This is a genomic window from Bifidobacterium saguini DSM 23967 (genome assembly GCF_000741715.1).
In the GTDB taxonomy this organism is placed as follows: domain Bacteria; phylum Actinomycetota; class Actinomycetes; order Actinomycetales; family Bifidobacteriaceae; genus Bifidobacterium; species Bifidobacterium saguini.
In genome coordinates, this window is sequence record NZ_JGZN01000006.1 from 179,303 (window position 1) to 202,944 (window position 23,642).

Here is a 23,642-nt window from a genome sequence, read left to right on the forward strand (position 1 = left end):
TTTAATGATCCTTTCTCCGTATTCTTCGGCAATGGTGGCGGCGATAATCGTGCGCGCAACCAGTCGAACAACGATGATCCGATTATTCTCAACGTCGAGGCTGATGGGGATGGCCCCGCTTCCGGCAACAATACGCGCGGTTCCGGCACTGGGCATCCGCCGTTTGGCGGCTCTGCCCGTCCGCGTTTGACTCGCAATACTGCCTCTTCGCACAACAATCGCGGCACCAAGATCATGCTCGGCATTGTGCTGGCGCTGATCATTGTTGTCAGCCTGTTCTTCGCACTATCTCGCTTCATCACCGATTTGATGTGGTACGGCCAGCTTGGCTTCCAATCCGTGGTCTGGGTGCAGCTCGGCGTCAAAGTCGGCCTATGGGTGGCCTATGCACTGCTTATGGCTTTGACCGGCTTCATTGCCGCATGGCTGGCCATCCGCGCACGCCCTGATTCGGCAGACGGCTCCACCATCCGCATCAACGGTGACGTGGTGGAAGTCGGCAAATCCTTCAGCTCCAAAACCGCGCGCCGCGTAGCCGTGGTGATATCACTGATTGTCGGCGCAATCTTCGGTGCACAGTTCAATGCGAACTGGAGCGAGATCTTGCTCATGTTCCATGCGCAAAGCTTCGGTGCCAACGATCCGCAATTCGGTCTTGATAATGGCTTCTATGTGTTCGTGCTGCCGGGATTGAAGCTGGTGCTGGCAGCCATTTCCATGCTGCTCGGCGTGGGGCTGGTCTTCTCGCTGATCACCCATGTGCTGATGGGCGGCATCCGCATCACCATGCCGGTGAACGGCCGCGGTCTGTTTTCCATCACTAAGCGTGCCCGCCGTCAGCTTGGTATCTGGCTGATTCTCAACATGTTGGCTTGGGCGGTTCGTCAGGCGTTCAGCGTATTCGATCAGCTCACCGTGCAAGGCTCCCGCATCACAGGTGCTTCATACACCGCTGTACATGCGAATATCCCGGTCACCATCATCATGGCTGCATTGACAGCCATTCTCGGCGTGGTGCTCGGCGTCTGGCTGATGCAATCGCATGCACTGGAAGGTCCCGCTTCCCTTGGCGTGCGCGCTTCCGCAGCACTGAAAGCTTGGCGTGTGCCGGTGATTTCCATTTCCGCAACCATAGTGGTGGCTCTGGTGCTCACTGTGGCATGGCCGGCCCTGTTGCAGCGTTTCCGTGTGAACCCGAATGCACAGGAAATGGAATCCACCTACATTCAGCGCAATATCGACGCCACTCGTGCTGCCTATGGCTTGGATAAGCTCAAGACCGAAAATTATAAGGTCACCAACAAGGGTGAACAGGGTGCGCTTGCCAAGGAAGCAGACACCACTGCTCAGATTCGTCTCCTGGATCCGCAGGTGGTGAGCCCCACGTTCAAGCAGCTGCAGCAATCCAAGCAGTATTACACCTTCGCGGACACGCTTGCCGTTGATAAATACGATGTGGATGGCGTCTCCCAAGACACGGTGATTGCCGCTCGTGAGCTTGATCTGGATGGTAACGACAACCGCAACTGGGTGAACGACCACACGGTATACACCCACGGTTACGGTGTGGTGGCCGCTTATGGTAACAAGGTTACCGCCGATGGCCAGCCGGAATTCTTCGAATCCGGCATCCCGACACAAGGCAAGCTCACCGAATCCCAGAAGTATGAACCGCGTATCTACTTCTCCCCGAACACCACCGAATACTCCATCGTTGGCGCCCCAAGCGGCACTCAGCCGTGGGAGTTCGATTACCCAACCGGTTCCGAAGGAGCATTAACCACCTTCAAGGGCAACGGTGGCCCCTCGGTGGGCAATTTGTTGTCGCGTTTGCTCTATGCGATTCGTTTCGGCTCCGATCAGATCTTGTTCTCTGACCGTGTGACCTCTGAATCGCAGATCTTGTACGATCGTTCCCCCAAGGAACGCGTGGCCAAGGTGGCTCCATACCTGACGCTTGACGGCCGCGTCTACCCGGCAGTGGTCGACGGTCGAGTCAAGTGGATTGTGGACGGTTACACCACCTCCGACGCTTACCCGTACTCGCAGATGACCAACCTTGGCACCGCCACTCAGGATTCCACCACGGTTTCCTCCTCGACGGTTTCCTCGCTGGGCTCTCAGCAGGCCAACTACATCCGCAACTCGGTTAAGGCCACCGTCGATGCATACGACGGTTCCGTGGACCTATACGTCTGGGATACCTCCGACCCGGTGATTAAGGCATGGGAGCAGATCTTCCCTGGTCAGTACCACCAGCTGAGCGATATTTCCGGTGATCTGATGAGCCATATGCGCTACCCGGAAAGCTTGTTCAAGGTGCAGCGCGAACTGCTTTCCAAGTACCATGTGACTTCCGCCAGCCAGTACTACTCCGGTGAGGACTTCTGGCAGACGCCGGTCGATCCCACTGAGTCCCAGGCCCAGCAGGATCAGGACATTCTGCAGCCGCCGTATTACCTGACGCTGCAAACCGGTGGCACTAAGGAGCCGATCTTCTCTTTGACCTCTACGTATATTCCGGCAGGCCAGTCCACTCGTGAGATTCTGACCGGATTCCTCTCAGTGGATTCCGACGCCGGTAATCAGAAGGGCAAGATTGGCCCGAACTATGGCACTATTCGACTGCAGGAATTGCCGAAGGATTCCAATGTGCCGGGCCCTGGACAGGCTCAGAACAATTTCAACGCCAATGCCGATGTGTCCAAGGAACTGAACCTGCTGCAGTCCGGCGACACCAAGGTGGTGCGAGGTAACCTGTTGACCCTGCCGCTCGGTGGAGGTCTGGTCTACGTGCAACCGGTGTACGTGAAGTCCTCAGGTGCCACGTCCTTCCCATTGTTGAAGAAGACGTTGGTGGCCTTTGGCGATCAAGTCGGTTTCGCGGATACGTTGGATGAGGCATTGGATCAGGTGTTCGGTGGTGATTCCGGTGCCAGCGCCGGTGACGCCGAGAACGTGAACGGTTCGGATTCTTCGAGCTCATCCAACAAGTCGGCGGAATCGAACAAGTCCGAGAATCAAAATGGTTCCAACCAGTCCAACGCCAATGGCTCTGATGAAGCAACCACTTCGCGCAGCCCTGAACTCCAGCAGGCGCTGAACGATGCCGCTCAAGCCATGAAGGACAGCCAGGACGCCATGAAGAATGGTGACTGGACCGCCTACGGTGAAGCCCAGAAGAAGCTCGAAGACGCCATCAACAAGGCCATTGAGCTCGACAAGTAATAATTGATTAGGATTCGGCGCTGGTGAGCAGATTGTGCTGTGCACCAGCGCCGAATGCTATTCTCTACAACCATGCCATACACATTCCGCGCAGCAACCTCATCCGATACTCAAGCCATCACTGATATCTACAACGCATCCGTCATCGCAGGCGGCTCCACCGCCGATCTGACTCCAAGAACGTTTGAACAGCGTCAGGATTGGGTGGATTCTCACAAGCCGCCGTACGGTGTGTTCGTGGTCGAATCATCGGAGCAACCCGGTCTTGTTATCGGTTTCGGCGCACTGTCCGTGTTCTATGACCGTGCCGGCTACGATGGTGTCACCGATCTCGCTTACTACATCGACCCCGCATGGCAGGGCAAAGGCGTGGGCACCTTTATGCTTCAGCATCTCTTGGATGAAGCTCGTAACCGCCACATGCGCAAGGCGTGCGGCATCATTTTCGCCGACAATGCCGGCTCCATTGCACTGATGCATCGCTTTGGATTCACCCAGTTCGGCCTGATGCCGGCTGCCGCGACCGATTCCACCGGCGCTATGCGGGATATGTCCTATTGGTATTTGGATTTGTGATCCTGCTGAAGGGGTCAGGGTACAATCTTCAAAGTTAATTAGGCTTTGAAGGAGAAACATGGCATCGGACTTTTGGCTGATTGCAGGATTGGGCAACCCTGGTAAGAAATATGAAGGCACCCGCCACAACATGGGCTTCATGGTGGCGGATGTGCTCGCCGAACGTTGGACGGTGAACTTCGCCGACCACAAGGGCTTGGCCATGCTCGGTAAAAGCACGATGAATCTCGATGGCCGCACGGTGAAGTTCTTCCTCGCCAAGCCTTTGACCTATATGAACGAATCCGGCAACGCCGTGGCTTCCATCGCGGCCTATTACCAGATTGAGCCGGATCATATCGTGGTGATTCACGATGATATGGATTTGGAATTCGGCCGCATCAAGGTCAAATCCGGCGGTTCCGCGGGTGGGCACAACGGCATCAAGTCCATCGACCGTTCGCTGGGCACACCGAAATACGCGCGCGTGCGTATGGGTGTTGGCCATGCCAAGCGTGGTCCCAACGCGCATGACAATACGGTGAACTGGGTGCTCGGCGGGTTCGGCCCGGATCAGCGCAAGCAGCTGCCGGATTTCCTAGCTGATGGTGCCGATGCCGCTGAAGACATCATTTTCAAGGGGCTTGCCAAGACCCAGGAGAAGTTCAATGGCCGCTGACGCCGCAAAGTCCGCTGACGCGTCTGCCATCACCGCAGCGGCGGCGAACGGTCAGCCCATCGATGGTTCGCTCTCAGGCGTATTGAGTGAGCTGGGCCGCGATCCGAATTTTCGAGCACTTACGGCCGGCGAGATTGAGCCCAGCGAAAACGCCGCAGACCCCTCATTGCTGGTCGGCATGCCGGAAGGTTTACGCCCGGCACTGGTGGCCGCCATCGGGCAAGGAATGAACGGCAAACCCGGCAAACCAGTGGTTATGGTCGTGGCCTCTGGCCGTGAAGCTGAGGAAACCGTGGGCGCGCTGCGCTCTTGGTATGATGGCGATCCGAACGACATCGCCCAATTGGAGGCATGGGAGACCCTGCCGCACGAGCGACTAAGCCCGCGCGCGGATACGGTGGCCAGTCGTATGGCCGTATTCCGCAGATTGAAGCACCCCGACCAGAACAATCCGATGTTCGGTCCGATTCGCATTCTTGTTATGCCGATTCGTTCGCTGATTCAGCCGGTGGTCAAAGGCTTGGGCGACGTGGAACCTTTGGTGTTCACCTTGGGGGAGGAGCTTGCGCTCGATGAGGCCGCTAAACGGCTCATCGAGAACGCCTACACGCGCGTGGACTTGGTCATGGACCGAGGTGAATTCGCGGTTCGCGGCGGCATCCTCGACGTATTCCCTCCAACAGCCCCGCACCCGGTGCGCATCGAATTCTTTGGCGACGAAATCGACACCATCAAGGAATTCCACGCCTCCGACCAGCGCACCTACGGCAATGGTCTCAAAACCATTTGGGCTACCGCATGCCGCGAACTGCAGCTCACCGATGCAGTGCGAAAGCGTGCCAAAGCGCTGATCGGCTCGATTCCCAATGCCGAAGATATGCTCGAATCCATCGCCAACGCCATTCCTGTCGAAGGTATGGAATCGTTGATGCCTGCGCTTGTGGATCATCTCGAGCCTGTGGGCTCTATGCTGCCCGAGCATGCCGTGATTGTGCTGAGCGACCCGGAAAAACTGCGCCGTTCCGCTGAAGACTTGGCAAAGACCGCCAACGAATTCCTTGCAGCTAGCTGGCATGTGGCCGCATCCGGCCACGGTGCCGGCGCGCCCATCAGCTTCGACGAAGCCAGCTTCCTGGATTACTCGGAAACCATCAGTTCGCTTGAATATTCCGAGCATGATGTGATTCGCTTGACCAGCTTTGGCGTGGACGCCACTCTGCCCGGCCATGTGCAATTGGATGCGCAGAATCCAGCAGAGTTTCGTGGAGATGAAACCAAAGCCGCTCAAGGTATCGAAGGATTAATCGATGCCGGCTGCCAAGTGACCATCACCGCCGCCGCAGCCGGTACCTTGGCCAGACTTAAACGTGCGATTAATACCACCGGTATTACTACATTCGATTGCATCCGGTCTCAAGCCATCGACGGTTTCGTAGACAAAGCCGCCAAAATCGCGTTGCTTACCGAACGCGACCTGACTGGTCGTACTTCGGCTGTGGCCGTAGCCAAAACGCCGAAGCGCCGCCGCAAAGTCATCGATCTGGTGGAGCTCAAAAAGGGTGACTATGTGGTGCATGAGCAGCACGGTATCGGCCGGTTTGTGGAAATGCGTCAGCGCACCATCGGTACCGGCGCGAACCGCACCACCCGCGAGTATTTGGTCATTGAATACGCGCCTTCCAAACGAGGTGCGCCCGCGGATAAGCTGTTTATTCCCACTGACCAGCTCGATCAGGTCAGCAAGTACATCGGTGCTGAAGCTCCGAAGCTTAACAAGCTCGGTGGCTCGGATTGGGCGGCGACCAAGGCCAAAGCTCGCAAGCATGTGCGTGAAATCGCCGATGATTTGATCAAGTTGTACTCCGCTCGCCAGCGTGCGAAAGGCTTCGCGTTTGGCCCGGATACGCCGTGGCAGAAGGAACTGGAAGACGCGTTCCCGTATCAGGAAACGGCCGATCAGCTCACCACGATTGATGAAGTCAAGGCGGATATGGAAAAGCCTGTGCCGATGGACCGCTTGATTTGCGGCGACGTGGGCTTCGGCAAAACCGAAATCGCCGTGCGCGCCGCCTTCAAAGCCGTACAGGACGGCAAGCAAGTGGCCGTACTCGTGCCCACCACGCTGCTTGTCCAGCAGCATTATGAGACGTTCACCGAGCGCTTTGAAGGATTCCCGGTGGATGTGGCCGCTATGAGTCGATTCCAAACCACCAAGGAGATCAACGCCACCATTGAAGGTTTGGCAGCCGGCTCGGTGGATGTGGTCATCGGTACCCATAAGCTGCTGAACCCGAAGATCAAGTTCAAGGATTTGGGGCTCGTCATCATCGATGAGGAGCAGCGTTTCGGCGTGGAACATAAGGAAACGTTGAAAGCTCTGCGTACCAACGTGGATGTGCTCTCCTTATCTGCAACGCCTATTCCTCGTACGCTTGAAATGGCGGTGACCGGTATTCGCGAAATGTCGACGCTGGCCACGCCACCTGAGGACCGACTGCCGGTGCTCACCTATGTGGGTGCCTACGAGGACGCGCAGGTCACTGCGGCCGTACGCCGTGAACTGCTGCGCGGAGGCCAGGTGTTCTACGTGCATAATCGCGTGCAGGACATCTCCCACATCGCCGACAAGATTCACACACTCGTGCCTGAAGCGCGCGTGGGCATCGCGCACGGCAAGATGGGGGAGAAACAGCTCGACCAGATCATCCGCGACTTCTGGCATCGCGACATCGACGTGCTCGTGTGCACTACGATCATCGAAACCGGTCTGGATATCTCCAATGCCAATACGTTGATCGTGGACCATGCCGACCGCTTCGGTCTTTCTCAATTGCACCAGTTGCGCGGCCGCGTGGGCCGAGGGCGCGAACGCGCATACGCCTACTTCCTCTATGACCCGACCAAGCCGATGACCGAACAGTCTCACGACCGATTGGCCACCATCGCGCAGAACACTGCATTGGGCTCCGGCTTCGACGTGGCCATGAAGGATTTGGAATTGCGCGGCACCGGCAACCTGCTGGGCGACGAACAGTCCGGTCATATTGAAGGCGTGGGCTTCGACCTCTACGTGCGCATGGTTTCCGAAGCCGTGGAGAAATACAAGGAGCCCGAGGAAACCGTCGAACCGATTTCCGTATCCGTGGATTTGCCGATTGAAGCATCCATTCCGGTGGATTACATCGATTCGGACAAGCTGCGTCTCGAGGCATACCGCAAGCTCGCCTCCGCCCGCAACGAGAACGATCTCAAGGATCTTCAAGAGGAACTTACCGATCGTTACGGCAAGCCGCCGGTCGAATTCGAGACCCTGTTCGATGTTGCGCGCTTGAAGTTCAAAGCACGCAAACTCGGAATCTCGGAAATCCTCGCGCAATCGAACCGCGTGCGTATTGGTCGCATCGATCCGCCTGAATCCATCCAAATGCGTATGGCGAGAATCTACAAGGGAGCCCAATACCGTCCGGTCACGCATCAATTGTTGGTACCTGCACCATTCAACGGTTCGCTCGGTCAGGGCCCAATGAGCTCCGACCAAATCGTCCTATGGGCCAACCAACTCCTTGACGATTTAGCATGGAGGCCACAACGATGAAATATCGAAACACGGCAACGCTTGCCGGTCATGAAATCCCGCGCCTCGGCATGGGTACGATGGCGCTTGCGATTGAAGGCCGTCCGGGAAACCGCGACGAAGCCATCGCAACAATCCATAGGGCTCTCGACCTCGGCGTGCGCTACCTCGATACCGCGTGGTCGTATTATCTGCCGAGCAAACCCGGTACCGGCGAGCCGGAAGACATGGGCTATGGCGAATACTTGGTGCGTGATGCGCTCGCCAGCTGGCACGGTCCTCAAGATGAAGTGCTTGTAGCAACCAAAACCGGTTGGCTGCGCACGCTTGACAGCCAAGGCCACTACGCTGGCAAGCCGACGCCCGCCCGGAAACCATGATCGCCAATGCCAAGGAATCCGCTCGTCGTCTCGGCGTGGATACGCTCGATTTGCTGTACTCGCACTGCAACGATCCGCAAGTGCCTTATGCGGAGCAGATGGAAGCGTTGAAACAGCTTGTGGATGAGGGCGTGGCCAAAGCGGTGGGAATCTCGCGAATCGGCAACGAAGACATCGAAACCGCGCATAGAATCCTCGGTGGCCGATTGGTTGCAGTACAAAACCAGTTCTCGCCAGTGCATCGCGATCCGGAGCATACGATGGAGGCCTGCGAAAAGCTCGGTTTGGCATTCGTCTGCTGGTCGCCGCTCGGCGGATTCCTCGACCCGTTCAACGAGCATGTGTTCGATCGGTTCCGCGAAGTCGCCAAAGCGCATGACTGCTCGTATCAGCGGGTCACATTGGCTTGGGAACTCGCGCAATACCCGCATCTGTTTACGATTCCCTCTGCCCGCAATCCGCATGAGATCGAGGATTCATTCCAAGCGGTAGCGCTGCATTTATCCCAAGATGAGCTCGAATACCTGAGCTGATTGGTCTTTATGCAGGCTGCGGATTTCCGACTGATGACGGAGAACAAATAAATGTGAGCGCTCACACTATTTTTGGGCGTGTCGTTCACAACGTCCACAAATCGCACTAGTCTTATGACTGTCATTAGATACACAACCGTTTTAAGGAGTAGTTGTGGCAGCAATTGAAAGCGTGTACGCACGTCAGATTCTCGATTCCCGTGGCAACCCGACCGTTGAGGTCGTCCTGGACACCGAAGACGGTGCTCGTGGCCTGGGCCTGGTTCCTTCCGGTGCCTCCACTGGTGAAGCTGAGGCTTGGGAGCGTCGCGATGGCGACAAGTCCGTCTACGGCGGCAAGGGCGTTCTGAACGCTGTCAAGGCCGTTAACGAAGAGATCGCTCCGAAGGTCATCGGCATGGATGCTTCCGACCAGCGCGCTCTCGACGACCTGATGATCGAGCTCGACGGTACCCCGAACAAGGGCAAGCTGGGCGCCAACGCCATCCTAGGCGTCTCCCTGGCTGCTCTGTACGCTTCCGCTGAGTCCGCAGACGAACCGCTGTACCGCTACATCGGCGGCACCAACGGCCACATCCTGCCGGTCCCGAACATGAACATCATGAACGGTGGCGCTCACGCTGACTTCGCCACCGACATTCAGGAGTACATGATCTCCCCGTACGGTTTCAAGACCTACTCTGAGGCTCTGCAGGCTGGTGTCGAGGTCTACCACACCCTGAAGAACGTCCTGAAGAAGGAAGGCCTGAACACTGGCCTCGGCGATGAGGGCGGCTTCGCTCCGAAGATGAAGTCCAACAAGGACTCCCTGAACTACATCATGGATGCCATCTCCGCTGCTGGCTACGAGCCGGGCAAGCAGATCGGTATCTCCCTGGATGTCGCTTCCTCCGAGTTCTACAACAAGGAGACCGGCAAGTACCACTTCGAGGGTGACGAGCGCGACTCCCAGTACATGCTCGACTTCTACGAGCAGCTGATTGAGGAGTACCCGATCGTCTCCATCGAGGATCCGTTCAACGAAGAGGGTTGGGAAGACTGGACCGCCATCACCAAGCTGCTGGGCGACCGCCTGCAGTTCGTCGGCGACGACCTCCTGGTCACCAACCCGGCTCGCCTGCAGAAGGCCATCGAGCTCGGCGCTGCCAACTCCCTGCTGGTCAAGCTGAACCAGATCGGCACCGTCACCGAGACCCTCGACGCCATCGAGCTGGCCACCGCCAACGGCTACACCTCTATGGTTTCCCACCGTTCCGGCGAGACCCCGGACACCACCATCTCCGACCTGGCTGTTGCTAAGAACACCCGCCAGATCAAGACCGGTGCCCCGGCTCGTGGCGAGCGCGTTGCCAAGTACAACCGCCTGCTCGAGATCGAGGAGGAGCTCGGCTCCACCGCTCAGTACGCCGGCTACAGCGCCTTCAAGGCCTGCAAGAAGTACCTGGCCAAGTGAATTGAAACGCCTGTAAAGGCGTGATATTCCACTGAAGCTCAATACCCGCTGCATTCGTCAAGTCGAATGTGGCGGGTATTTTCGTGAAACATGAGTAAGTCGTCCCGCACCGAATCGAACGGTAATAAGAAATCGAAACGAAAGAGTGCCGCGGGGCCTATCGCATTCTTTCTTTCGTTGTTTATTGTGGCGTTGGGTACTATCCAACTGGTCTCAACGTTCCATACATATGCGCTGAATCTCGCTGAGCTGAATGGTTTGAAGCGTGAGGAAGCTTCGCTGGTGGCAAAGAAGCAGGAGCTTGAAAATAACATCAAGCGCTGGAATGACAAGGCTTACGTCACTGCCCAAGCTCGCGAGCGACTTGGATTCGTATTTCCAGATGAACAAGCCGTACAGGTGCTTCATCCTGAAGCGGTAACCGGCACGGATACGCAGGAGGAGGATTCATCCACGAGCCAGAGTACTGCCAAAAAGGTGTTGCCTTGGTATAGCGAGCTTGCCTACTCTTTCAAAAAAGCTGATGAGCCGGTGACTGACAAATCGTCATCGCACAATGATTCCGCGGACTCGTCTGCGCAAAAGAATCAACAGGATTCGCAAAGTAATGAACAGAACACCACAGGGGAGGGAACCCAACAGTGACCAACGACATCAACGTCAAGGCAGTGTCTCTAGTTGACGCCGTATTAGCGCAGCCGGCCACCGAGCAGGATATTGAGCTGGTGCAGCGGCAGCTTGGCCGTTATCCGCGAGGCATGGTGGCGGTGGGAGCACGCTGCGTATGCGGTCGCCCGCTTGCGGTGGTAACTCGCCCGTTGCTGCCCGGTGGCATTCCTTTCCCCACTACTTGCTATTTGACTGGTCCGGAAGCGGTAAAAGCAGCATCTCATGTAGAAGCAGCCGGTGTGATGCAACAGTACAACGAGATGCTTGGCGAAGATGAGGAATTGAAGGCCGCTTACGAGCAGGCGCATCAGCTGTATCTGGCATTCCGTCATGAATTGGCCACTCGGTTGGGCGATAGCGAAGAGCATATCGAAGGCACCTCCGCTGGTGGCATGCCTGTGCGCGTCAAGTGCCTGCATGCACTTTTGGCGCAGAGTCTGATCATGGGGCCGGGCGCCAATCCGATTGGCGACTTGGTACTGGAGCGCGTCAAAGACGAATTCGATCCTACTGTTTGCCGTTGCACCGTGCTGTGAGATACGAGGAGAAGAACATGAGCAAGGATTCCGTAACCGTTGCCGGCATTGATTGCGGCACGAATTCCATTCGTCTGAAGGTAGCGCGCGTGGATGCCAATGGCATGCATGAGGTGGTGCCGCGTATTCTCAGGGTGATTCGTCTTGGACAGGATGTGGACAAGACCCATCGCTTCGCCGACGAAGCGCTGGAGCGCGCTTACGTGGCCGCACGCGAATTCGCCGACGTGCTTGCCGAGCATCCGGTGGACGGACTGCGGTTCGTGGCCACCTCCGCCACTCGAGACGCGGAGAACCGTGAGGAATTCGAAGACGGCATCGAGAAGATTCTCGGTGTGCGCCCCGAAGTGATTCCCGGCACGGAAGAGGCCGATTTAAGCTTCCTTGGCGCTACTTCGGTAGTTGATCGTGACGATCTGGAAGCACCGTATCTGGTGGTGGATCTGGGCGGCGGCTCCACCGAACTGGTTATCGGTGGCGATGGCGTGACCGCTCCCACCACTCAGGTGCAGGGCGCATTCTCAATGAATATTGGTTCGGTGCGTATGACCGAACGCCATCTGAAGAACGATCCACCTACCGATGAAGAGATCGCTCACGCCATTGCCGACATCGATGAACATATCGATGAGGCATTCAAGTATGTGAATGCCGGCAAAGCACGCACCATCATCGGCGTATCCGGCACTGTAACCACGATGACCGCACTTGCCATCGGACTAAAGGAATACGATCACAGCGTGGTCGACGGGTACCGTCTGGGACTTGAAGAGGCTTATGCGATCGATGACAAGTTCCTGAAGATGACGCGCGCCGAACGCCGCGAATACAAGACCATTCATCCCGGCCGTATCGACGTGGTCGGCGGTGGCGCTGTGGTATGGAATCGCGTGCTTGCCAAGGTGAGCGAAGCAGCCAAACAAGATCATGGCACACCTATCGACTCCTATGTGGCCAGTGAACACGGTCTTTTGGACGGCATCGTCCTCGACTACGGTCGCCGACTGCTCGCACAATAAGGTGCTAAGGTGCCTCCGATGGGACTCGAACCCACAAGCCGAAGCGATCGATTTTAAGTCGACTGCGTATACCATTTCGCCACGGAGGCGTTGGATAAACCAACCGTACTATTGTACGTCACCCCGAGACGGATGCGGCTTGCGGGGTGCTGAGCTTCGCTCAGCCGTCGCGGTATAGCTGCTCCCTTCGCCTACGGACAGCCCACTGGGCTGTCCGCCTCATGGCTCAGCCCAGTGGAGGCACCCATTGGGCATTCTCCAAGATGCCTTCTCTTGGAATAGAGGCATCTTCTCGAAACATTCCCTCGTTACCCTATTCTTCGTTGTGTTGAATGTTTGATGAAACGAGGGATTCCTATGGCCTCACGCTGGACCGCAGTCGATCGAGTCGAACAAGGTGCTTTGCCCACGATGTTCGCCCAAGCCGTGATTGTTGGCACTGCGCTCACTGTTGGAGCCATCGCCTGCTCAGGATTCTATCTGACCATGATTGCCGACCCTACCACCAATGCTCCGGTGGTGGCTTTAGTGCCGTGGATGACCGTGACCGTGCTTATCGCCGCCATTTTCACGTATGTCGTTGGTTTTGCGCTCTTGTGGTGCGCTGAAGCATTCACTAATCGCATGAAGGATAAATTCAAGCCGTGGGCGTATGCCGTCATCGGACTTATCGGCTACGGCATTTGGGGCATGTTCGTGATGAGCTCCACCATGAACTCGCTCAATCAATCGCTCAACGGCGTTGTGCTCGCCAACTCGGATATTGCCGCACTGACCCTCAACTATGCGGTCTTCGGCTTCATCGCATTCCTGCTGGCCCAAGCCTATGGCACTAAGCTGGCCACCAAGAAGCCGGTCGCATTCGCATTGCTGGCAGTGCAAGTGGTGTTGGCGGTACTCGGCATCATCGTGATGGTGATGATTTTCGGCCAGCTGCCTTCCTCGAAGTAAAACAACGCCCTATTACAATCTGTTGCGCTGCCGCATCCACGGCCACGAGCATCTGTCATAGGATGGTGTAGCGCGATAAGCAACACAGCCACAAAGGAGCAATCATGTTCAGCGTGCTCGATATGTTCACCATCGGAGTGGGACCTTCCTCCTCGCATACCGTAGGGCCGATGGCAGCCGCGCACGCCTTTGCGGCATCGCTCACGCAAGACGGTCTCATTGAAAGAACCGAACGCGTCAAGGTTACGCTGTACGGTTCTCTGGCCCTGACCGGCATGGGACATGGTACTGATCGCGCGGCAATGGCAGGTCTGGAAGGCAACATGCCTGCCAGCGTGGATACGGAACATATGCTGCACATCCGTGAAACCTGCGCGCTTGACGACACGTTGAACCTGGCCGGCATCAAACGCATCCACTTCGACTACGCGCGCGATGTGGTCTTCGAACTCTGGAAGCGTATGGCAGCGCATCCCAACGGTATGCGGTTCCAAGCGTTTGATGCAGCCGGCTCACTGGTACTCGAACAAGTGTGGTATTCCATTGGCGGTGGATTCATTCGCCAAGGCAATCCAGACGATTTGATGATCGGCATTCATGACAAGCCACCGGCAGGCACCTCCTTTGCCGATGAGGATGAATCATCCTCCACCGACTTCGGGCCCGAAATCCCATACCCATTCTCATCATGTGCCGAACTCGTCGCATTGTGCCGCGAGCACCATATGAGCATCGCCGAGCTCGTGTGGGCCAATGAAACAGCTACTCGCTCAGGTGTGCAGGTGCGCACGGCCATCGACAATGTCTGGCGCGTGATGCGTGAATGCGTCAACAATGGCTGCACCTCGAACGAAACCACACTGCCCGGTGGCCTTGACGTGCCACGCCGAGCGCCGAAAATGTATCAGCGGCTATCCTCCAATTCCGATTTGCTGCGACGAGACCGCCGACGTAAGGATGCGGTATTGGAATCCTCCGATGCCGCATGGGTGGACCTGTTCGCGCTCGCTGTCTCCGAGGAGAATGCTGGGGGAGGGCGCATCGTCACCGCTCCTACCAACGGTTCGGCGGGCATTATTCCCGCAGTGCTGCATTATTACTGGCATTTTGTGGACGATGCCAATGAGCAAGGTATTGTGACGTTCCTGCTCACGGCTGGAGCCATCGGCTACCTGTTCAAACGCAATGCTTCGATTTCCGGTGCTGAGGTAGGGTGCCAGGGCGAGGTTGGTTCGGCTTGTTCAATGGCTGCGGCAGGTCTGGCCGCAGTGATGGGTGGCACTTCCGAACAAGTGGAAAATGCTGCGGAAATCGGCATCGAACATAATCTTGGGTTGACTTGCGATCCGGTGGGCGGGTTGGTGCAGATTCCTTGCATTGAACGCAATGCGATGGCCGCGAACACCGCCATCAATGCCGTGCGTATGGCCATGCTTGGCGACGGCTCGCATATCGTGACCCTCGATCAGGCAATTGCTACGATGAAGCAGACCGGCGAAGACATGATGGCCAAATACAAGGAAACCTCCAAAGGCGGTCTCGCCGTCAACGTTGTCGAATGCTAGCCCCCTCGGCTCCTTCTGATGAGGGAGCTGTCGAGCGAGGCGAGACTGAGGGAGAGAAGCAAATACTTCTGCGGGCGCAGCCCGTCCGATTCCTGTATCGCACTGGGAAGAACGACTTTCGCCGTTGCGCCAATGGTGATAATGTAGGGCGCATTGTGTCTGACAAGGAGGACGTATGGCAGAACAGATGCCCAAGGTGAACGCAGAATTCGGCACCACGCCCGTTATTGAGTTCCCGACCGACGAGGCTCCCAAGGGTCTCAAGGCTGTTGAACTGACTGAGGGCGACGGCCCGATGGTTCGTCGTGGCGATACCGTTACCGTGAACTATCACGGTGTGGTGTGGGGCAAGGAGACCCCGTTCGATTCCAGCTTCGACCGCCACCAGCCGGCCAGCTTCGGTATTGGCGTGGGCCAGGTCATCAAGGGTTGGGATCAGACTGTGCCGGGCCACAACGTGGGCTCCCGTCTGGTGGTCTCCATCCCGCCGGAGTACGGTTACGGTTCCCGTGGCGTCCCGCAGGCCGGCATCGGCGGCGACGATACCCTGGTGTTCGTCATCGACATCATTTCCACTCGCTGAGACATATTCAGTATGACGGAACGCCGGTGTCATAGCCGGCGTTTTTGCTATACATTCAGCATTGATCGTAAGTTCAGGAGGACATTATGGCTGAAGATAAGGTCTACCTGCTGACGCAGGAAGCATACAACAAGATGAAGGAAGAGCTCGCTTACCGTGAGAGCGAGCTGCGTGAGGAGATTGCTCACAAGATTGCCGTAGCCCGTGCTGAAGGCGACCTTTCCGAGAACGGTGGCTACCAGGCCGCCCGTGAAGCTCAGAGCAAGAACGAAGGCCGTATCACCGAGCTCACCGTGAAGCTCCGTGATTCCAAAATCATCGAAAACGCTCCGGAAGGTACCGTGGGCAACGGTTCCGTGGTGACCATCGAGCTCAACGGCAACGAGATGACCTACGTGCTCGGCAGCCGCGATATCGTGGCCGGCACTGATTACGACATCATGACCCCGGATTCCCCGATTGGCAAGGCCATCGAAGGTGCCAAGGTGGGCGACACCGTGACCTACACCGCTCCGAACGGTCGTGAGCTGTCCGTGGTGGTCAAGGCCTCCAAGCCGCTTGCCTGAGCTTCTCAGCTTGTATCTATAACGTGAATGGGCTTCTCCTTGTATTAGGAGAAGCCCATTCACGTTATTACGGGGTGTTTTTAAGACCGGAGAGGAATCAGCTCCACAACGCCACGATCACCATATAGATGGCCACCATATGGCAGGCGTATCCGGCGACGGTGCCGCAGTGGAAGATCTCATGGAAACCGAAGATACGCGGCCAAGGATCTGGTTTGCGCAATGCGTAGACGATGGCACCCAGAATGTAGCAGGCTCCGCCCGCGCACAGCAGAATCACCACGGCAGGACCAGCATATGGTGAATTCCAGAACAGCATCATGAACGCCAGACCGTAGATGCCGAACACGATGTACACCACGGTGTACAGCCAGCGTGGAGCATTGATCCAAATCACATGAATAATCAGTGCGATCAGTGTGCACGACCACATGGAAGTAATAATGAAATTGCGCCAGAACGGTTCCAAGGCGAACGAAACCGGCGTATAGGTGCCTGCTATCAGCAGGAAGATGTTGACGTGATCGATGCGGCGAAGCACATCGGTAACATGGGGGCTCCAATCACCCAAGTGATAGCACGCGGAGTTCGTGAACAGAATCAACGAGGCGGTCATGAACACGGCGCACGCCCATTTGAGTCCGGCACCCTGCGCCAAACAGATCAGCACGATGCCTGCGGCCAGCGATAGGGGAGAGGCTACGGCATGAATCCATCCACGCATGGCGGGCTTTGGACGCCCATGCACATCCAGACGAATCTTACGGGCCACTTCAGCTGGGGCGATGCCTTCGATTTTCAGCGCGCGGTTCTCGGCTTTGGCGAGCTTCTTACGTGCCTTCTCTTCAGCTTTGGCTCGTATGGCTTCGGCTTTGAACTGTGCCTTGGCGCGCACGGCGTCCGCCTTGGCCTGCAGCGCTTGTTCGCGTGCTTTGATGGCGATGGCGCGTTTCGCTTCGATGGTGGAATCCAGCTTGCTTGTGGCGTTGCTGCCGCTGTGTTCCTCTGCCATGATTGCCCCTCCTGATGCAGTGCGAACATTGCTTACGTTACCGTAACCTACGTTAACGTAAGCAGCTGGATTGTCAATGGCAACCCGCCATTTCCATTCACATTATGACACCAAAGCAGGTTGCCAGCATGAGTCAGTTGACAGGTGTCCTCGCCTATGGCCTTACATGCTTTTCCGCTTCGAGCTAAGAGCATAACAATGGCTACCGGTAACGCTCATTTCGCGAAGCCATTGCGTATGATGTAAGACATGGCTGATTTTTCACATATTCTTGCGACCCGCCCGGATTTCGACGATGAGGACCGTGAATGGCTGCATCACCTGGTAGCTGATTGGCAGGTGATTGCCGACCTGAGTTTCGCTGATTTATTGCTGCTGGTACAGAACGGTGACGGCAAGTATGTGGTTGCCGAACAATGCCGCCCCTCCACAGTGATGACTCTTCGCGGCGAGGATGTAGTCGGCGATGTCATGCCCGACGACATGACCGGTGAATTGGATGCCGCAATGCAGTCCAGCGTGGTATTCCGTTCCACCGTGCTGCGCTCCGTAGGCAAGGCCACGGTGTGCAACGTGTACGCTCCGGTGCGGCATAACGGCAAAACGCTTGGTCTGGTGGTGCGTGAAACCAACATGGCCACACGAGAGTCCAACGGTCGTTATGAGTCGGAAAGCATCAACGCCGGCAAACAGCTCTATGAGATGATTCCGCGCGGCCAATTCCCATATCAGGATTCCGTGATGAGCCAGCGTCATATTGCTCGCGTGGCAGACGGTTTCATCATTCTGACCATCGACGGTGTGGTACGCTACGCGGCTCCCAATGCCATCAGCTGCTTCAGACGTCTGGGATTGCTGAACACCATGCCCGGCCAATACCTGAGCGAGCTGGGAACCCAGTTGCTGAAGGAAAACGATCCGGTTCCCGAAACACTGCCGCTGGTGCTTTCCGGCAAGGCGGCCGTCGATTCCGAAATCAACGCGAACCGTTCCGCAGTCTCCATGCGCTCGCTGCCGCTGTACGACAACAACGGCCGTGTGGGCGCTATCATCCTGTGCCGTGATGTGACCGAACTGCGACGCCGTGAAAAGGAACTGCAGACCAAGAACGCCACGATTTCCGAAATTCACCACCGTGTGAAGAACAACCTGCAGGCTGTGTCCGCCCTGCTGAGGCTGCAAGCTCGTAAGACCAAGTCCGAGGAAGTCAAGAAGGAGCTACAGGAGGCTCAGCGTCGCGTACAAACCATTGCAATGGTGCATGAAGGTTTGAGCCAGACCGCTGATGAGATCGTGGATTTCGACAAGGTTATTTCCAACCTGCTGCGCATGGCGGTGGATCTGGCCACAATGAAGGATCAACACATCAGCGTGAACTTCATGGGCAAGTTCGGCATGATGCCGGCTCAGGATGCCACGCCGCTTTCCTTGGTGTTGACCGAGCTCATCACGAACTCCGTTGAACATGGATTCGAAGGGCGCAAGGAAGGCAACATCACGATTTCCGTTGGACGTTCCGGCTCCAACCTCAACGTGGTGGTCGAGGACGATGGTACCGGTCTTGGCTCCGAAGAACAGGGCGGTATGGCACGATCCTCCGGATCCGGCTTGGGTACGCAAATCATCAACACCTTCGTTACCAACGATTTTGGCGGTTCCGTGCACTGGGAGCCGAGGCGTGAAGGAGGCACCCGCGTAGTGCTCGATATGAAGCTGCGCGCCGCTCAGGAAGAATAGTCTGTTCCCGACTCCCCTTGTTGAGAGGGAGCCGTCAGCGGAGCTGCCTGAGGGGAGTTAGCCCCACAAAAAGAGAGACCCTCCCGAATGGGAGGGTCTCTTCGTATACGACGGCGATATGCTACGCGAATATCAGATTTGCATCTGCATGGCCTGCGAACGGCGGGCGCGCATGGCGCGACGCTTCAGCGCACGACGCTCATCCTCGCTCAAGCCGCCCCACACGCCGTAATCCTGATTGGTGTCCAACGCGCACTTCAGGCAAGCGTCAATCACCTTGCAGGTACGGCACACGGCCTTGGCTTCCTCAATCTGCTGGTATGCGGCACCGGTGTTGCCCACCGGGAAGAACAGTTCCGGATCCTTATCGCGACATGCGGCCTTGGCTCGCCAATCAAAAGCGCTGCTCATTGCTTGCCTCCCTTAAAAGCCACGTGGCTGATTGTTATTCCTTGATTCCTACACTAGGAAACCACGAACTGTGTCCATTTTCAAGAGGTTTCACTGAGAAAATATCAGGTATTTTATGAAGCGCACTGCACTAGTTGTGCCGATGAGCCGGTAATGAGCACGGCCCTGCCCGGGGTTTCGTAATCATGATGACCGAGTGATGTAAGTAATGAGGAAGGAATACCAGCCATAACATCAGCCGTTTTCTCGCCACTGGGAAACACGATTCTGGTGATGCAGTGTTCAGGGATTCGTATATGGCGTAAGGAAGAAGCGGTAAAAACCACGGTGATGGACGGATTCGCCAAAGCCTGCCTGAAATGCAACGCATGCTCATCGGTGAGAAACGGGTCAAACAAGCCATCGGCATCATCGACCAGCCACAATAATCTCGGTGGCTCAGGCGGTGCAGATATAGCTTCTCTGCAGGGAAAGCTACGTGAGGACTGATGAATGGTTTGCGTCCGCCAAATACCATGCACAGGTCTACTGATGCGTGCCACAAGCCCCTCAATATGCTCTACCTGTTCGGCAATAGTCTCCAAAACCGTGCTTTTGCCACGACCGTGACCGCCAATAATACCGATATTGCCGCGAAACGGATTCAACATGGCATCACCCACCGTGATGCCGTCATCACACAGGCCGAACCAGATGAGGCGCTGATTGGCATGTTGTTGTGCGGCGAGCGCTTGCGGACGAGCGCGAACAGCAACAGGCAGAGGAGCGGAGAATAGCTGAGGAGCCGTCTGCTTTCCCATGAATCGTGCAGTCAGCGCGATATTGCCGATAATGCTTCCCATATTGGCGGCGCTCGCGCAACGCAGGGCTACAACATGCTCGGAATCATTGCAGTAGGCGGCTCCTGGCATGGTGGGACTGATGCGTGACGCTCTGCCATCTCCTAACAATTCGGCTGATTGAAGTTCATCGCGAACTCGAAGACAGATATTCATGGCCATATTGGCCTTCATATCGGCACTTATCTGACCCATTGGGTTTTGCGTACATGCGATAAGATGCATGCCTAATGATCGTCCGAGGGAAGCGATTCGTACGAGACGGTTGATGTAATCCGGTAACTGGTCCTTCAATGCGTGGAATTCATCGATAACCACGAATAATCGTGCTGGCGGGTCGGGCAGATCGTCGATATATGACGTGCGGTATTCGGCGGTAAGCCGCTCTCGACGTGTGAGTTCTCGTTCCAAGGCGCGCAATGCTCGGGTGGCATGGGCAAGGTCTAAATCGCACACGCTGCCGATGCAGTGCGGCAGTTGTTCGAGCTCTCTGAACGCCGAACCACCTTTGAAATCAAGGAATACAAAATTCAGACGGTCAGGCCCGTTGCGCGCGGCCAAAGCCAAACACCAGCTTTGCAGCAGCACGGATTTGCCGGAGCCGGTGGTCCCTGCCACAAGAGCATGTGGCCCCTGCCTGCGCAGGTTGACGATGCAGGGCCCATTCTCCGCCATGCCCAGCGGAGTGTCCCACTGAGGTGAGCCAAGCCAATAACGCACCATTGTTCTCCAAGGAAGGGAGTCGAATTCCAGTAATTGCTCTAGTTCGGCTGCCTGAATGACTGTGAAATCATACGAATATTGGGTGTGACGTGCTGCCGCAGGTGTGCTAAACAACGCGGCATCAGATGACTTACCGGCGCGAGCGGAATGATTGCGCGTACTATCCGATGGCGTATCAAGTGGGGGAGCAGGCAAGGAAACCAGTATGGAAGCCAGGCAGCCAACAGCTCCGGGCACGATCATGAGCGCATACAGCCAGTGTCCCTGCACAATCATGATTGCGACCATTGTGATTTGCGCCAGAAGTGGAGCTGCCATCGCGAATGCCATAAGCCTCGCACGCCAACGATGATGCGACAGACCACGATGGCGGGATCGGCTCTGCCTTGTTCGAGCCGTGTGCGGTCGCTGTGCAATCTGGCCGTTTGATGCTGATGGTTTGCTCATACCTCCAGCGTGAAGGACACTGCCGCTGATGCGCAAGCTGAAACGGGGTATGTGGTTCTAGCTTGCCGAGTTATCCACATTGTCTGATGAATTGACCGATAGCGCACTTATGGCCACACGTCATACACCGGCCATAAGCCGATTGCATGCAGGTCAGCCTTCAGCCAGCGTGCCCACAGTGCCCGCGGCATGAGTGCCGGCAGCAAGCTGAGCGAACAATTCAGTGTTTTTCTCATCGTTCAACAATACCGATGAGCCAACGCCATCCACGTAATAATCAGGGTCGGTCCAATACACGCTGCCGGAAACGCCCTTGGAGCCAGTGGCGTCCTTAAACGCGAGCGCCATGTTAATCAGGCTCATCGTGGAGGCGTCTTCATCTACGGTCAGTGCTCCCAATCCGGCTTTGGCTACGGCCATGACCTTCTTGGGGTTCGTCAACGTTTCCTTGCTGGAGGCCTTTTGAATAACGGCGGCAATCACCTGACGCTGGCGGGCGTTGCGGCCGAAATCACCATTGGCGTCGGAATACCTCATACGGGAGAATGCGAGTGCCACGCCGCCGTCCGCGTTATGGCAACCGGCCTGCCAGGTCAAACCGGAATAGGCATCTTCAACATCCTCGTCATAGCACAGCTGCACGCCGCCCAAAGCGTCCACGACCTGTTCCAGGCCGCCAAATTTAATCTGAGCCACATGATCGATTTTTTGGCCGGTAATATCTTCGACCTGCTGTACTAGGGCTTTCTTGCCCACGGCCTGAGCCACGGCATTGATTTTCATGTATTGTCCGTCGACTTCCATTAAGGAGTCGCGCGGAATGGAGATCAGTGAGCTCGGGCCGCTCTTGGGCTTGGTCAATACCAGAATCGTGTCGGTACGGAAGCCGGAGATGTCACTGTTTGGGTCATCGCGTTCATCTGAACCGAGAATCAGCCATGTGGATGCCGGCGTATCGGCGGTGTTGGTCAGCCAAGCGGTTTTGTTCAGCTGTCCGTCCACCCAATTCCAAGCGCTGAAGACACTAATGGCCAGAATGGCCAGCACAAGAGCAAGAGCGCCTATGATGATATGCCTTGCCCGATGAGGTTTCATTGCATGCACGGCTGATGTGGTCCCAGCGCTGCGGGCAAAAGTCGCAGCCGATGATTTCGCGGTCGGCTGAATTTGATTGGAACGAATGGCGGTTGAACGACTCGCGTTGCGCGATGAACCGGTAGAACGTCTGGCGCGAGCGGGTGGAATGCTTTGCGGTGCATCATTATGATGGGCTGATTCGCTGATCTGCCGGCGAGTACTCGAGGGAGAGAAACTCGGTGCGGCTGAACGCCCCGATGATGTGCGTCGGGAAGCGGGGGGAGCAAAAGATGCCGGAGCACTTTGCCCTGCATTGCCAATTGAACGTTGCGGCTGATAGGACGGCACAGAGGAAGGTGCTGCCGCGCTGGAGGATCGAGGGACCTGACCGGATGGCCTGGTACGGCGGCCGGCAGGAGGAGTGAAGCTTGGCGGATTAATGTACTGATCCGCTTCACCTGATTCCTGCGTCATGCAAAACCCTCCCAATGTCGTCGCTTGTCTGAATGACACTTTGGCACAGCGTTCGCCTGCGATAGCTGGGGTGCCTTGTTCCTACGCAGGAACGGCACATACGCGCCATAATTGACTCTTGCCGCACAGCGGTTTGTCAGACAAACCAGATGCTCTTATAGCACAAACTTCAATAAACATATGTATTGACACGAGAAGTAATTTGACAAACTCGAAGTAGCATGTGTGTAATTTAGGCGTTATGAAAAAGCTCAAAGGCAAGGAGGATCGCATGTGGGGTGTGATCGACGATTCCGCCGAAGAGCCATTGAATGAATTATGGGGACTGTTCAAGCCGGATGGCGATGTGTCATGGCAGCACAAGGCATTGTGCGCGCAGACCGACCCCGAAGCCTTTTTCCCGGAAAAAGGCGGCTCTACCCGCGACGCAAAGCGGGTATGCGCCAAATGCGAGGTGCGTGAACAATGCTTGAAGTGGGCCATCGATCACGATGAACGATTCGGCATATGGGGCGGTATGAGCGAGCGTGAACGCCGCCGCTATAAGAAAGAGCACCGCGAGCAGGCATGATGCAGGCATGGTGCGCTTGCCGAATGAGTGACATGGCTCGCTAAGCAAACAGTCTGCGTG

At 56.5% G+C, this 23,642-nt stretch carries 18 protein-coding genes, 1 tRNA gene and 1 pseudogene; 15 read left to right on the top strand and 5 right to left on the bottom strand.

Annotation, left to right across the window (positions count from 1 at the left end; all coding sequences use genetic code 11):
• Positions 1-81: 81 nt before the first annotated feature.
• The 9 genes and pseudogenes from BISA_RS03915 (at position 82) to BISA_RS03955 (ending at position 12,626) form a co-directional block, all read left to right on the top strand.
• A complete protein-coding gene (locus BISA_RS03915; RefSeq protein WP_420308624.1) occupies positions 82-3,228 on the top strand; it encodes a UPF0182 family membrane protein in 3,147 nt (1,048 codons plus the stop codon).
• A gap of 72 nt (positions 3,229-3,300) precedes the next feature.
• Positions 3,301-3,804 carry a GNAT family N-acetyltransferase gene (locus tag BISA_RS03920; protein WP_033890346.1) on the top strand — a complete coding sequence of 168 codons (504 nt, stop codon included), beginning with the start codon at positions 3,301-3,303 and terminating at the stop codon, positions 3,802-3,804.
• A gap of 58 nt (positions 3,805-3,862) precedes the next feature.
• Positions 3,863-4,462: an aminoacyl-tRNA hydrolase gene (gene pth / locus BISA_RS03925; protein ID WP_033890348.1), complete on the top strand. Its 600-nt coding sequence runs from the start codon at positions 3,863-3,865 to the stop codon at positions 4,460-4,462.
• The gene (mfd, locus tag BISA_RS03930) at positions 4,452-8,057 is read left to right on the top strand and encodes a transcription-repair coupling factor (protein ID WP_033890349.1); all 3,606 of its coding nucleotides are present in this window, start codon (positions 4,452-4,454) and stop codon (positions 8,055-8,057) included. Before pth ends, mfd begins: the two co-directional genes overlap by 11 nt.
• Positions 8,054-8,949: pseudogene (locus tag BISA_RS11905) on the top strand (aldo/keto reductase). The gene mfd and the pseudogene BISA_RS11905 overlap by 4 nt, the downstream one beginning before the upstream one ends.
• A gap of 154 nt (positions 8,950-9,103) precedes the next feature.
• On the top strand, positions 9,104-10,402 hold the full coding sequence (gene eno, locus BISA_RS03940) for a phosphopyruvate hydratase (protein WP_033890350.1): 1,299 nt from the start codon (positions 9,104-9,106) through the stop codon (positions 10,400-10,402).
• Positions 10,403-10,492: 90 nt separating this feature from the next.
• Positions 10,493-11,047, top strand: a complete 555-nt coding sequence (locus tag BISA_RS03945; protein ID WP_033890351.1) for an FtsB family cell division protein — start codon at positions 10,493-10,495, stop codon at positions 11,045-11,047.
• Complete coding sequence (locus tag BISA_RS03950) at positions 11,044-11,607, top strand: DUF501 domain-containing protein (protein ID WP_033890352.1); 564 nt, start codon at positions 11,044-11,046, stop codon at positions 11,605-11,607. The genes BISA_RS03945 and BISA_RS03950 overlap by 4 nt, the downstream gene beginning before the upstream one ends.
• Before the next feature lie 17 nt (positions 11,608-11,624).
• On the top strand, positions 11,625-12,626 hold the full coding sequence (locus BISA_RS03955; RefSeq protein ID WP_033890353.1) for a Ppx/GppA phosphatase family protein: 1,002 nt from the start codon (positions 11,625-11,627) through the stop codon (positions 12,624-12,626).
• Positions 12,627-12,636: 10 nt separating this feature from the next.
• On the opposite strand, the gene BISA_RS03960 is transcribed toward BISA_RS03955, so the two are convergent.
• Positions 12,637-12,715, bottom strand: a tRNA-Leu gene (locus BISA_RS03960).
• Between the two features lie 268 nt (positions 12,716-12,983).
• Between BISA_RS03960 and BISA_RS03965 the strand changes: the two genes are divergently transcribed.
• From BISA_RS03965 to BISA_RS03980, 4 genes are all read left to right on the top strand, one after another.
• A complete protein-coding gene (locus BISA_RS03965) occupies positions 12,984-13,577 on the top strand; it encodes a hypothetical protein (RefSeq protein WP_033890354.1) in 594 nt (197 codons plus the stop codon).
• A 104-nt stretch (positions 13,578-13,681) separates the two neighbouring features.
• Positions 13,682-15,142 carry an L-serine ammonia-lyase gene (locus tag BISA_RS03970; protein ID WP_033890355.1) on the top strand — a complete coding sequence of 487 codons (1,461 nt, stop codon included), beginning with the start codon at positions 13,682-13,684 and terminating at the stop codon, positions 15,140-15,142.
• Positions 15,143-15,317: 175 nt separating this feature from the next.
• Positions 15,318-15,725, top strand: coding sequence for an FKBP-type peptidyl-prolyl cis-trans isomerase (locus tag BISA_RS03975; RefSeq protein ID WP_033890356.1), 408 nt, complete (start codon positions 15,318-15,320; stop codon positions 15,723-15,725).
• A gap of 86 nt (positions 15,726-15,811) precedes the next feature.
• Positions 15,812-16,291 (top strand): GreA/GreB family elongation factor, encoded by a 480-nt coding sequence (locus BISA_RS03980; RefSeq protein WP_033890357.1) that lies wholly within the window; start codon positions 15,812-15,814, stop codon positions 16,289-16,291.
• A 97-nt stretch (positions 16,292-16,388) separates the two neighbouring features.
• On the opposite strand, the gene trhA is transcribed toward BISA_RS03980, so the two are convergent.
• On the bottom strand, positions 16,389-17,303 hold the full coding sequence (gene trhA, locus BISA_RS03985) for a PAQR family membrane homeostasis protein TrhA (RefSeq protein ID WP_051917326.1): 915 nt from the start codon (positions 17,301-17,303) through the stop codon (positions 16,389-16,391).
• Positions 17,304-17,552: 249 nt separating this feature from the next.
• Between trhA and BISA_RS03990 the strand changes: the two genes are divergently transcribed.
• Positions 17,553-19,040, top strand: a complete 1,488-nt coding sequence (locus BISA_RS03990) for a sensor histidine kinase (protein ID WP_033890358.1) — start codon at positions 17,553-17,555, stop codon at positions 19,038-19,040.
• Positions 19,041-19,172: 132 nt separating this feature from the next.
• On the opposite strand, the gene BISA_RS03995 is transcribed toward BISA_RS03990, so the two are convergent.
• The 3 genes from BISA_RS03995 to BISA_RS12490 form a co-directional block, all read right to left on the bottom strand.
• Entirely contained in the window at positions 19,173-19,451 is a 279-nt protein-coding gene (locus BISA_RS03995) for a WhiB family transcriptional regulator (protein WP_003835265.1), read from the bottom strand.
• Positions 19,452-19,564: 113 nt separating this feature from the next.
• Positions 19,565-21,343, bottom strand: coding sequence for an FtsK/SpoIIIE domain-containing protein (locus BISA_RS04000; protein WP_033890359.1), 1,779 nt, complete (start codon positions 21,341-21,343; stop codon positions 19,565-19,567).
• 270 nt (positions 21,344-21,613) lie between these two features.
• Entirely contained in the window at positions 21,614-23,011 is a 1,398-nt protein-coding gene (locus tag BISA_RS12490; RefSeq protein ID WP_081889996.1) for an LCP family protein, read from the bottom strand.
• Between the two features lie 271 nt (positions 23,012-23,282).
• Between BISA_RS12490 and BISA_RS04015 the strand changes: the two genes are divergently transcribed.
• Positions 23,283-23,582 carry a WhiB family transcriptional regulator gene (locus tag BISA_RS04015; RefSeq protein WP_033890464.1) on the top strand — a complete coding sequence of 100 codons (300 nt, stop codon included), beginning with the start codon at positions 23,283-23,285 and terminating at the stop codon, positions 23,580-23,582.
• The last annotated feature ends 60 nt before the right edge of the window (positions 23,583-23,642 follow it).